The following is an 11,946-nucleotide window of genomic DNA, read 5'->3' on the forward strand; positions in this document are numbered from 1 at the left end:
CGCATTGCGCCACAGGGAAGGAATAGACATGACCATGACTTTCGGATTGCGTGAGGAAAACCGCGCCCTGTTACAGCGGGTGAGGGATATGATTCACGACGAGGTCATGCCGCTTGAAGATGAGTATCAGGCAGAAATCAATAAAGGCGATCGTTGGAAATATACCGAGCGACAGGCCGAGATTCTCGAGGGGCTGAAAGCCGAGGCCAAGGCGGCGGGGCTTTGGAACTTCTGGCTGACAGACAGCGACAAAGGTTTTGGCCTCAGTACAGTTGAATACGCCTATTTCGCCGAGGAGATGGGCAAGACGCCCTTGGGGGCCGAAGTTTTCAACTGCTCCGCGCCCGATACAGGGAATATGGAGGTGTTTGAACGCTACGGGTCAGGCGCGATGAAAGAGCAGTGGTTGAAGCCTTTGCTCGACGGGCAGATTCGCTCGGCTTATCTGATGACCGAACCCGATGTGGCCTCATCAGATGCCACCAACATTTCGATGTCCTGCGTGAGGGACGGGGCCGAATATGTTCTGAACGGCGAGAAATGGTGGTCGTCTGGGGCGGGCGATCCGCGTTGCAAGGTCTATATCGTGATGGTCAAAACCGGCGGGGACGATCTGCCAAAGCACCAGCGCCAGTCGATGATCGTAGTTCCAGCAGACGCGCCCGGGATCGAAGTGCTGCGCCCGATGGAGGTCTATGGCCACGACGATGCGCCCCATGGACACATGCACATCCGTTTCACAGAAGTTCGGGTCCCAGCCGAAAACATTCTACTGGGTGAAGGGCGCGGGTTCGAGATTGCGCAAGGTCGCTTGGGGCCGGGCCGTATTCACCATTGCATGCGCGCGATTGGTCAGGCCGAGTCTGCGCTGGAGCAGATGTGCAAGCGTTCACTACAGCGCCAGGCGTTTGGGAAGAAACTGGCGCAGCTGGGGGCAAACTACGACATCATCGCCGAATGTCGGATGGAGATCGAAATGGCCCGTTTGCTGTGCCTCAAGGCCGCCTGGTACATGGATCAGGGCGATGCAAGGGCGGCGGCCCCATGGATCAGCCAGATCAAGGTCGTTGCCCCCAAGGTCGCGCTGAAGGTGATCGATGAGGCCGTGCAAATGTTCGGCGCACAGGGGATCAGTCAGGATACGCCCTTGGCAAATGCATGGACCCATGTGCGCACCCTGCGCCTGGCGGATGGTCCTGACGCCGTGCATCGCCGTCAGGTCGCTCGCGCCGAGTTGAAGAAATACACGCAGGAAAAAGTCTGAGGCGACAGAACCACAATGACATCGGATGTGTTGGGGCAGGCGTATTTCCACCAAAATGCGCAGGGTGTGTTTGTCGGAAATGACCCCGCGCGCGGGCCTTGGTCAGCCGATCATTGCCATGCTGGGCCAGTCAGCGGATTGATCGTGCGGGCGGCAGAAACCGAAGTCGGCCCTGAGAAGATGTTGACCCGGTTGACCGTCGATCTGCTGCGTCCATTGCCTCTGGCTGGTTTGCGAGTCGCGGCAGAGACGACACGCCATACCAAGACGCTGGCGACCACACGGGTCACCGTACATGATCTGGACGACACGCTTTGCGCCACCGCCACAACCATGCATATGGTGCGCAAAGACCTTGGGGCCGTGCCTAATGTCGAACTGCCCGCGCCCAGGGTCGAAGATATGGTCGATGGCCCGTTTCCGATCGGTGAGATGCGCCATCAGTTGCCCGGTTTTGCCCATCACTCCCAGATCGGCTATCCCGCTGATGGCAAGCAAGGGGCGGGTCCGAAAACCGTCTGGATGCGCACACCTGCCTTGCTGGAAGGAGAGGACCCATCGCCGATCCAAGCGCTCTGCCCGCTTGCAGATTGCGGCAATGGCATATCGTGGAACGCGCCCACATCTGAGATGGGTTTCATGAATACCGACCTGACTGTGCAAGTCCACCGCGAGCCTGTCTCGGACTGGCTGGCCTCTGACTCGATCTCGCACTGGCAACCCTCGGGGATCGGTATGTCGCAGTCAGTTCTATTTGATACGCAGGGGCCAGTTGGGACGGCTTTGCAGACATTGGTCTTGTTCCCGCCGGAGTAAATGGCGGGATTCTGCAGCCTAGTGTTTAGTCGGATTGCCGATACCCGCTGCGCATTCTATCTTTGCAACATGCGCTGGCTTGCCTTCTCCTTGACCTGCCTTCTGCCGATACCGGCACTGGCTCATCCCCATGTTTTTATCGACACGGGGCTAGAGTTCATGGTCGATGACGCAGGCAACCTGACCCATGTGCGTGTGACCTGGGCCTATGATGAGTTCTATTCATTGCTGGTTCTCGAAGACATGCGACTGGATCAGGATGCGGACGGCGTCCTGACCGAGGCCGAAGAGCAGTTTCTAAGCGGCTTCGACGCGCAGTGGGTCGAAGGTTACAATGGCGATCTGGTCATTCGCATGGGCGAAACCGTGATCCCGCTATCTGGCCCGCTTGAGCCGCAGGCCACGACCGAGGATGCGCGCATCGTAACCACACATCTGCGCGCAATCGAGGGAGACCCCGTTCCCGCGGATGCGCTGTCGATCAAAGCCTTTGATGAGAGCTTTTATACCGCATACGAAGTGACCCGCCCGGTTCTGGTTTCAGGCCCCACGACTTGTAATATCGAACGCAACGATCCGGATATCGACAACGAACTGGCCCAGATGCAGGCTTTTTTGCTGACGCTGGATGCCGAGTATGACCTTGAAGAAAACGATATCCCTCTGGTTGGTGAGAAATTCGCAACCGAGATTCGGCTTTCATGTCCAAGTACCTGATCGTTCCCGTTGCCATCGCCTGCGGGGTGCTACTTTGGTTCTGGGGCAGCGGTGGTTTTGACCATCTGGCCGCCTGGGCCGCCGGAGAGCAGCGCGAGTTCCAGAACCAGATCGCCCGCGCCCTGCGTGCAGCACGCGCCGAGCAGCCCGAAGCTGTGGCAACACTGTTGACGGTCTGTTTTGCATATGGGTTTTTCCATGCCATCGGACCGGGCCATGGCAAGGTTCTGATCGGGGGATACGGGCTGGGCCGTCGTGTCGCATTCTGGCGACTTTCTGCGATCAGTGTCCTGTCAAGCCTAGGCCAGGCCGTGACGGCTGTTGTGCTGGTTTATGCTGGGGTATTGGTGTTCCAGATGTCGCGCGAGTCGCTTGTCGGCACGACCGAACAGGTCATGGCACCGATCAGCTACGGCGCAATTGCCGCAATTGGCCTGTGGCTGGTTTTCCGCGCCATCCGCAGTTTTGCCCGGCGTCACAGAAATCAGGCCTCTCAAACCCACGACCACCATCACCATGGGCATGATCACGACCACCATCACCATGGGCATGATCACGACCACCATCATCACGACCACGAGGTTTGCGCTGACTGCGGCCACCGCCACGGCCCGACGGCCGATGAGGTCGCTCAGGTCGGCAGCTTGCGTGAGGCATTGATCCTGATCGCTGGCATAGCCGCGCGCCCCTGTACCGGCGCGTTGTTTGTGCTGATCCTGACATGGCAGATGGGTATCGCAATGGTCGGCATCGCGGGCGCATTCGCCATGGCTTTAGGCACCGCAACTGTCACTACTTTGGTCGGTTGGACGTCTTTTGGGTTGCGGGGCGGTTTGTTGGCCTCTGCCTCGGCTACGCGCTTTGCATCAGTACTGGCCCCAACCATCGAACTGGTGGCGGGTCTTATCATCGCCGTGATTGCAAGCGGGTTGCTACTGCGGGCCTTGTAGACTTAGTCGAAAACCGGCTCTGGATACCCGACCCGTGCCAGATACAATCCTTGCGGCGGGCAAACCGGGCCACAGGCCGCGCGATCAACTGCCACCAGAGCATTGCGCACGTCTTCGGGCGTCCAAGCTCCAGCCCCCACACGCTCCAACGTGCCAACAAAGCTACGTACCTGATTGTGCAGGAACGACCGCGCGCGAACGTGGAAGTGGATTTCGGGGCCAGAGAAGCCCTGCACCTGTTCCACCCGCAACTCATCCAGTGTTTTGACCGGGCTGGCGGCCTGACAGATGGAGGACCGGAAGGTGGTGAAGTCATGCCGCCCGATCAGCATATCAGCCCCGGCCTGCATCGCCTCGACATCGAGCGTATGATTGATCTGCCAGACCTGCCCCCGATCATGGGTTGCGGGCGCGCGGCGCATCAGGATGCGAAACAGATATTGCCGCTCAAGAGCCGAGAACCGAGCGTGCCAGTCATCATCCACTCGTGCGGCTTTCACGATGGCGACAGGCTGCGGCTTGAGGTGATAGTTCAACGCCTCAGACAGGCGGAATGGGTCCCATTCTTTGACCAGATCGCAATGCGCCACTTGTCCTAGCGCGTGAACCCCCGCGTCGGTACGACCGGCGGCGGCGATTGTGTGGTCTCCGGGTTCGATCCGCGAAAGCGCTAGTTCGATCGCGCCCTGAACTGAAGGCAGCTCCTTTTGCCGCTGCCATCCGGCAAACGGTTCCCCTTGGTATTCGACTTGCAGCGCGTATCTGGGCATGGGGCGCTGGTATCGCGCCTTGGTCGGACGGGCAAGGGGGCGAAAGCTCTGGCAAGTGCCGCAACCGCTACCTATCTTGGGCAAAACGATAATTGCGGGGCGACGGCTTGGTCATCTCATCATTGGCAGACAGTCTGGTGCGCGGTGTAGAATCCGTGGGTGACCGTGTGTCTGAGACATTCTTCGAACCGGTCATCCGGCTGGGCGTTACGGGATTGGCGCGGTCGGGCAAGACCGTGTTCATCACATCACTGGTCGCCAACCTGTTGGATCGGGGCCGCATGACCGGCCTTGTGGCGCAGCAAGAAGGGCGGATCACCGCCAGTTATCTGCAGCCTCAACCCGATGATACCGTGCCCCGGTTCGATTTCGAATCCCATCTGTCCGCGCTCACCGGACCCGCACCGCACTGGCCGGACAGCACACGGGCGGTATCCGAGTTGCGCCTGTCTTTCAAAGTCCAGCCCGCAGGTCTGCTGTCAGGGCTGCAGGGACCGCGAACATTGCATCTGGACATCGTGGATTACCCCGGTGAATGGCTGCTGGATCTGGCCCTGCTGGACAAATCCTACGAAGATTGGTCGCGGGGAACGCTGGAGCATATTTCGAGCCGCCCGCAAGCCGAGGCATTTCTGGCAAAGGCTCAGGCGGCCGACCCAACCGCGCCACATGATGAGCCGCAGGCGCAGGATCTGGCTCGCAGCTTCACCGACTACCTGAACGCCGCGCGTGAGGCCGGGTTCTATGATTGCACACCCGGTCGGTTCCTCCTGCCGGGCGACCTTGCGGGTTCCCCTGTGCTGACCTTCGCACCTTTGCCCGTGTCCGGGGGTTCACGTCGCCGCTCGCTACACCGCGAGATGGAGCGGCGGTACGAGGCTTACAAGGCGCAGGTGGTTAAACCCTTCTTCCGCGATCACTTTGCCCGGATCGACCGTCAGATCGTTCTGGTCGATGCGCTGGGCGCGATCCACAAAGGCCCGCAAGCGGTTGAAGATATGCGCCGCGCCATGGCCGATATCTTGACCGCTTTCCGCCCCGGTCGCAACGCGTGGCTGAACAAGCTGCTGCTTGGCAAGCGGGTCGAGCGTATCCTGTTTGCGGCCACCAAGGCGGACCATCTGCACCATCTGCAGCACCCACGCCTGACCGCGATCATCGAGGCCCTGACCCGAGAGGCCCGCGACCGCGCCAGCTTTGCGGGCGCTGAAACGTCGGCCTTATCGTTGGCCTCGCTTCGGACCACGACGGAAGAGATGCGCAGCCATAACGGCGTGGAACTCCCTTGCGTGCGCGGCACTCTGCTGGACAGCGGCAAGCAGGCGGCGTTCTATCCCGGTGATCTGCCGGAAGACCCGGCCCATCTGCTGGGCCAAGCGCGCAGCGGAGCCGAGGGTTGGTTGGGCGACGACTATGGCAATATGGCCTTTGCACCCGCATATTTGACCCTGAATCCCGGAGATGGTCCGCCGCATATTCGGCTGGACCGAGCCGCGCAGTTTCTAATTGGAGACCGGTTGTGAACGTGATCCTCCGCCCCGCGCGCAGTACCGATGCCGGAACCACTGGTGCAATATTGCATGGGTTCGCCCGCGAAAACGACTGGATGCCGGACCTGCATTCCGAGGCTGAAACCATCGCGTTTTGCGGCAGGATGATTGACCTTGGCTGGGTTACGGTGGCCGAATTGCACGGGCAGGTGGCTGGTTTCTTGGCATTGAACGGGGACGAAGTGCAGTCGCTTTATCTGGCGGCGGGCGCGCGCGGGCAGGGGATCGGGCAGCAATTGCTGGAGCGTGCCAAAGCGCAGCGACCCGCGCTCAACTTGCATGCGTTTCAGGCCAATCCCTCCGCCTGCCGGTTCTATGAGCGCAACGGCTTTGTCGAGGTCGCACGCGGCGATGGCTCCGAGAATGACGAAAACCTGCCCGACATCAAATATGTCTGGACACGCGAGGAGGTGGTCGATGGCTAAAGGCCCCGTTCTGATTGATCTGGAAGACGACGCCGAGGCAGTTGATGTCTCGACCGCACCTCCGGTGCCGGACATCGCGCCCCCGCAGGGGCAGGCGATGCAGGCAGCGGTACGATTTGCAGCGCGGAAACCTTCGGTATTGGCGCGTTGGTTCTGGGGGCTGGCATTAGCCGTTGTGGGGGCGGTGGTCTCGGTCGCCGCATGGGATTTCGCCATCTCTCTGCTGGAACGCGCACCAATTCTGGGTTGGATCGTCACCGGTCTGATCGCTGCGCTTTTGCTGGTCGTCCTGATCATTGCACTGCGCGAGTTGGCCGCAATCAGCCGTCTGTCTCGCGTCGATGGGCTGCGGCGCGCGGCGGACACAGCTTTATCAGACGAGGACTTGTCGCAAGCCCGCGCTGTAACCACACGGCTGATTGCGTTCTATAAGGGACGCGATGAAACACGCTGGGGTCGCGACCGTTTGACCGAACGCATGGGAGAGCAATTCGATGCGGCAACCCTGCTGAGCTTGGCCGAAGACGAATTGCTGGCCCCGCTGGACGCTGCTGCCAGCCGCGAGGTCGAGGCCGCAGCCCGGCAGGTTGCCACCGTTACCGCTTTGGTTCCGCTCGCGCTGGCCGATGTCGCGACCGCGCTGGCAAGCTCATTGCGAATGATCCGACGTATTGCCGAAATCTATGGCGGTCGCGCAGGTTTCTTGGGCATTTGGCGACTGACCCGCGCCGTATTCGTGCATTTGGTGGCAACGGGTGCAGTAGCGGTTGGGGATGATCTGCTGGAACCGATATTGGGCGGCTCAGTCCTCAGCAAACTGTCCCGCCGGTTCGGCGAGGGGCTGGTCAACGGCGCGCTCACCGCCCGTGTTGGTGTTGCCGCGATGGAGGTCTGCCGCCCGCTGCCTTTCTCGAAACGCCACCAGCCCTCGACCCGTGGCATGATCAAACGCGCGCTCAGCGGGTTGTTCTCCAGGACTTGATCTGGCGCAAGGCCGTGCCTGAACCTGTCCTGCATAAACAGGACGGAGCCAGCCATGACCGAACACGGCCACAGCCAGCAAGAGATTTTCGAACGGATCAATTCGCCTCCGGGTCGTGGGGTTCTGCGCGATGTGGTTTATGGCGGCATCGATGGCTCAGTCACGACATTCGCGATCGTTGCCGGGGTGGCCGGGGCAGGGTTGTCGCCTTTTGTCATCGTGGCACTTGGGCTGGCCAACGTGCTGGCGGATGGTTTCTCGATGGCGGCGGGCAACTACTCGGGAACCAAGGCCGAGCTCGATAACATCCACCGTATTCGCGCTATCGAGGAACGGCATATCAAGTTGTACCCGGATGGCGAGCGAAAGGAGGTGCGCGAAATCCTCGCACAAAAAGGCCTTTCAGGCAGCGTTCTGGATGACGCGACGGCTGAAATCACTTCGAATCACGACAATTGGGTCGACCTGATGATCGAGGGCGAGTACGGGCTGGGCAGCGTCGACCCGCATCCCCTCAAAGCCGCGATGGCGACGTTCTTCGCCTTTCTGATCGCGGGGATGATTCCGTTGTTGCCGTTCCTCTTATCCGTTGCAAATGCGTTCACGGTATCGGCCTGGATGACTGCGGGCGTGTTCTTTGCCATTGGCGCGATGAAAAGCCGGTGGTCGCTTGCCCCGTGGTGGCGATCAGGCGGAGAAACCCTGCTGATCGGGGGTGCCGCGGCAGCCATCGCTTTCTGGGTTGGCTCGTTGTTTCACCCCTGAATGGTGCTGTTGTCGCGGGCGGGATGATCAGGCTGGTCCTCAGAATCTGATCCGCTAAGGTGTTGTAAACTAATGCGAGGCACCTCGTGGCTACGGACCGTCCTGAGAAAACTGTTTAGGTGCGGGGCGCTTATGGCTTCATCGGCGCTGCGGTGGGTGGGTCGCTGCATGCGGATGGTGCCTGTGTGAAGGGTCTTGTGCGCAGCCGGAAGACGGCTGAACGGGCCCTTTCGGATATTGCGCTGATCTCGAGGGATCTACGTGATTTCAAGTCGGCGGCGGATTGACGGTGCCTGAACTGTGGCTCGACCCTTTGGGACCGTTGGTCAAGATAGCACCGGCTTTGATGCTATCACTGATCGCGCGACCCATGTTGGAGAGCCGCTGATGGACCCGGATCTGATCTTGCGTTGGCTTCACGTGATCGGAGCATGCGTTCTATTGGGCACTTGCGCGGGGATCGCCATTTTCATGCTGATGGCGCACCGCACGGCAGATGCACGGGTGATTGCTCATACGGCGGGAATCGTGTTGCTGGCCCGGCGACTGGGCTGGTCGCTGTCGGAGGGTTGGATCGCGATATCACTGCTGCTTTACATACTGACTGGCCTGTTCTGGCTACCGGTGGTTTGGATTCAGATTCGGCTGAGGGATTATGCAAGGAAGGCTGATCTGGCTGGTGCGACCTTGCCAAGCAAGTACTACAAACTGTTCCGCACATGGTTCGTTTGCGGTATTCCGGCCTTTGCCGCAGTGCTGGCGATCCCTTGGCTGATGCTGGCACGCCCTCACATCCTGCTTTTCTAGGCCGATTACCTGTGCAGCAGGCGGTATCCATGCGGATTTCCAGACTATAAACCAGCCTGTCTGCACGGTACGTTTGGCGCATCGCATCCCGGAGGTTTCGGTTGGAATCCTTGCTTGTCCTCGTTGGTCTGATCGTTTTGGCCATTCCTGTTTCGATCATCGCTTTGCTGATTGGTCAATCGCGGTTGCGTAAGCGCGTCGAACAGCTTGAGCGGCAATTGGCCAGGCAAATACCGGAAAGCGGCGCCGAAACCTCCAAGACATCAAGGCCGGAGCCGACGACGACGCAAACCAAGCATGATCCCTGGGCCGCGGCGAAAACCTCATCTACCAATGACGAAAGCCCATCGGATGCGCCGCAGGCCGTTGAGGCCGCCGATCCTCCTGCCACCATCGTTTTTCGTGTGGAAAAGATCGCCGCGCTGGGCGCGTGGTTGCGTGAGAACTGGTTCTATGCGGTTTCGGCGTTGTCACTGGCGTTGGCAGGGATTTTTCTGGTTCAGTACGGGGTTGAGAACGGGCTGTTGCCACCCACCGCGCGGGTCGCCGCAGCCCTGATCTTTGGCCTTCTGCTGATTGGGTCAGGTGAAGTGATCCGCCGCCGTTTCGGCGATGACGAGGACGCGTCGACCGCTTATCTACCATCGGTCTTCTCGGGCGCGGGTCTGGTGACCTTGTTTGGTGGCGTCCTTGCCGCGCGCCAGCTTTATGATCTGATCGGCCCCGAGGCCGCTCTGGCCGGTCTCGTTATCATCGCTCTGTTTGCGTTGGTCTTGGGATGGTTCCACGGGCCGCTGCTCGCCGCCGTAGGCCTAATCGGAGCCTTTGCCGCGCCCTTTATGGTTGGAGGCGCATCGGACGATCCCAGTTGGCTTTATGGTTATTTCTTTATCATCGCCATTTTGGGCTTGGGTATCGATACCGTCAGGCGTTGGGCATGGATTTCCATTCTGACGCTGGTGGGTGCATACGGGGCGGCGTTTTTGCTGGTGCTGTCTTCCCCCTCCACGGAACCGGGGTATCTGACCTGTGTGACAGCACTGGCGCTTATTGCGATGGCGATACCCGTGCGCAGTATCTGGCCCGACCACACCGGCCCGATGATTGCTGAAGTCATTCGGCGACGGAAAGGGATTCCATGGCCCGTGTTTCCAACCCGAATTGCCTTTGGTGCGGTTCTCACCAGTTCCATCATCCTGTCGCTGCACTGGTCGGACTCAAACGGTGAATTCTGGCTGGGCGTTGCACTGTTTTCTGCGTTGATTCTGGCGCTGATCCTTTGGGCAAAGAATGCGCGCGCCTTGCAAGATGTGACCGTGCTGCCTGCGTTGGGTCTGATCTGGTTTGTTCTGCTGCACGGGTTGGACGGTGGCTCCGTGTGGCGCGGCTTTGCCGACACATACGTGGAAACGGCCGAGGCCGACTATCCTTGGGTAGTCACGCTATTGGTTGCCCTCGGGGCCTTGATCAGCGTGCTCGCTGCGTGGCGGTCCTTCCACGCCGGGCGCGACGCTGTGGTCTGGGCCGGGGGTGCAGCCCTATATGCTCCGACGCTGGCGATCGCGCTTGAAGTCGGATGGCAGCCTGCAAACGTGATCGGAGCTTATGCGTGGGCCTTACACGCAATCGCAATAGGCGCGATGATGGTGGTTTTGGCCGAACGGTTTGCGCGGGCCGATGGTGAGAAACGGATGCGGCCTGCCCTGGCAACTCTGTCTGCGCTATCGTGCCTTAGCTTTGCCTGCATCATCGTACTCAGTTCTGCCGCATTGACCGTAGCACTTGTCGCCATGATTGTTGTGGCCGCGGCGCTGGACCGGCGATTTGTTCTGGCTCCGATGAGTTGGTTCATTTGGGCGGGTGTGTTCACGGTGACCGTACGGCTGGTGCTCGACCCGGGGCTCGATTGGGCCGAAACCGCGCCTTTGATCGAAATGACCTTGGTCTATGCAGTGGCGGTTGCCGGGTTCATCATGGGGTGGGCGTTGCTAAGGTCCTTGGACCGCCCGATTGCCTCATTGCTGCTTGAAAGCGCGGCCTGGGCAACGGCGGGAATACTGCTATCGCTCTTGTTGCTGCGTTGGCTGGAAAGCTTCGGAGAAGGCGGCGCGACAGACAGCCATTGGGGGCTCGGGCTGCTGGCGGTGATCTGGCTGATGCTGGCTTTTGCACAAATACAGCGGTTCGAGCTTGGCGGTAAGCTGAACTACGCGCGTTACGCGCTCGCGGCGTTCTTTGCGGCACACGGCATGATGCGTCTGGTTCAGGCTTTGTCTGAGGCTAACCCGTTGCTCGACCCATTTGCCGATCCCGTGTTCGGCCCGCCGGTGCTGAACACGTTGGCGGTGGCCTATCTGTTGCCTGCGCTGGCCATCGGCTTTTCGGCTTGGCGCGTCGTGACGCAGCCCGTGCTACTGAAGCAGATCAGTTATGGGGTCGCCGGTGCCCTGATCGCTTTTTGGCTGGGGCTTACAATCCGTCATGTCTGGCAGGGGGCGGGTGGCATGTATGAAGGCAACGGCGTCACCCAGCCCGAGCTTTATTCATACACCATCACCTTGTTGGTGGTCGGCGCAGGGTTGTTCTACCAGTCGCTGGCCCGCCGGTCCGATTTGATGCGCAAGGCCGGTTTGGCCGTGATTGGCCTCGCGGTGGCCAAGGTGTTTCTGATCGATATTGCCGGATTGGGCGGGCTGATCCGGGTGTTTTCGCTGTTGGCGCTCGGTCTCGCACTGGCGGGTCTTGCATGGCTCAATCGCTGGGCCAAGCTGCGCCATTCGTCGCAAGACCCGGAACCTCTGGACCATTGAGAGCAGGCGTCCTATAAGCGCGGCCATGTTTGACCGGCTGGCCATCATTATTCGAATTATATCCCCGGCGCTCTGATATCGCGAGACGCC

The 11,946-nt window shown here is 60.2% G+C and carries 12 protein-coding genes; 11 read left to right on the forward strand and 1 reads right to left on the reverse strand.

The features are described from left to right. The first annotated feature begins 28 nt into the window (after nt 1-28). From ACR0MJ_RS00525 to ACR0MJ_RS00540, 4 genes are all read left to right on the forward strand, one after another. On the forward strand, nt 29-1,264 hold the full coding sequence (locus tag ACR0MJ_RS00525) for an acyl-CoA dehydrogenase family protein (protein WP_480758399.1): 1,236 nt from the start codon (nt 29-31) through the stop codon (nt 1,262-1,264). A 15-nt stretch (nt 1,265-1,279) separates the two neighbouring features. Continuing rightward, complete coding sequence (locus tag ACR0MJ_RS00530) at nt 1,280-2,080, forward strand: thioesterase family protein (protein ID WP_170424351.1); 801 nt, start codon at nt 1,280-1,282, stop codon at nt 2,078-2,080. 69 nt (nt 2,081-2,149) lie between these two features. Beyond that, entirely contained in the window at nt 2,150-2,797 is a 648-nt protein-coding gene (locus ACR0MJ_RS00535) for a DUF1007 family protein (protein ID WP_170636446.1), read from the forward strand. Beyond that, nucleotides 2,782-3,747, forward strand: a complete 966-nt coding sequence (locus tag ACR0MJ_RS00540) for a HoxN/HupN/NixA family nickel/cobalt transporter (protein WP_170636445.1) — start codon at nt 2,782-2,784, stop codon at nt 3,745-3,747. Before ACR0MJ_RS00535 ends, ACR0MJ_RS00540 begins: the two co-directional genes overlap by 16 nt. Nucleotides 3,748-3,749: 2 nt before the next feature. On the opposite strand, the gene truA is transcribed toward ACR0MJ_RS00540, so the two are convergent. Further along, nucleotides 3,750-4,517, reverse strand: a complete 768-nt coding sequence (truA, locus tag ACR0MJ_RS00545; protein ID WP_480758402.1) for a tRNA pseudouridine(38-40) synthase TruA — start codon at nt 4,515-4,517, stop codon at nt 3,750-3,752. A gap of 107 nt (nt 4,518-4,624) precedes the next feature. On the opposite strand from truA, the gene ACR0MJ_RS00550 reads away from it, so the two are divergent. The 7 genes from ACR0MJ_RS00550 to ACR0MJ_RS00580 all read left to right on the forward strand — a co-directional run bounded on the left by ACR0MJ_RS00550 (nt 4,625) and on the right by ACR0MJ_RS00580 (nt 11,856). Then, on the forward strand, nt 4,625-6,040 hold the full coding sequence (locus tag ACR0MJ_RS00550) for a YcjX family GTP-binding protein (protein WP_480758404.1): 1,416 nt from the start codon (nt 4,625-4,627) through the stop codon (nt 6,038-6,040). After that, nucleotides 6,037-6,492 carry an N-acetyltransferase family protein gene (locus ACR0MJ_RS00555; protein ID WP_480758406.1) on the forward strand — a complete coding sequence of 152 codons (456 nt, stop codon included), beginning with the start codon at nt 6,037-6,039 and terminating at the stop codon, nt 6,490-6,492. Before ACR0MJ_RS00550 ends, ACR0MJ_RS00555 begins: the two co-directional genes overlap by 4 nt. Continuing rightward, nucleotides 6,485-7,474, forward strand: a complete 990-nt coding sequence (locus ACR0MJ_RS00560; RefSeq protein WP_480758410.1) for a YcjF family protein — start codon at nt 6,485-6,487, stop codon at nt 7,472-7,474. Before ACR0MJ_RS00555 ends, ACR0MJ_RS00560 begins: the two co-directional genes overlap by 8 nt. Before the next feature lie 54 nt (nt 7,475-7,528). After that, nucleotides 7,529-8,239: a VIT1/CCC1 transporter family protein gene (locus ACR0MJ_RS00565; protein ID WP_480758412.1), complete on the forward strand. Its 711-nt coding sequence runs from the start codon at nt 7,529-7,531 to the stop codon at nt 8,237-8,239. A gap of 289 nt (nt 8,240-8,528) precedes the next feature. Then, on the forward strand, nt 8,529-8,627 hold the full coding sequence (locus ACR0MJ_RS00570) for a hypothetical protein (protein WP_480758414.1): 99 nt from the start codon (nt 8,529-8,531) through the stop codon (nt 8,625-8,627). After that, nucleotides 8,627-9,046, forward strand: a complete 420-nt coding sequence (locus ACR0MJ_RS00575; RefSeq protein WP_170404425.1) for a DUF2269 domain-containing protein — start codon at nt 8,627-8,629, stop codon at nt 9,044-9,046. Before ACR0MJ_RS00570 ends, ACR0MJ_RS00575 begins: the two co-directional genes overlap by 1 nt. Before the next feature lie 101 nt (nt 9,047-9,147). After that, entirely contained in the window at nt 9,148-11,856 is a 2,709-nt protein-coding gene (locus ACR0MJ_RS00580; protein WP_480758417.1) for a DUF2339 domain-containing protein, read from the forward strand. Nucleotides 11,857-11,946: the final 90 nt, after the last annotated feature.

Source organism: Ruegeria sp. C6 (genome assembly GCF_056537625.1).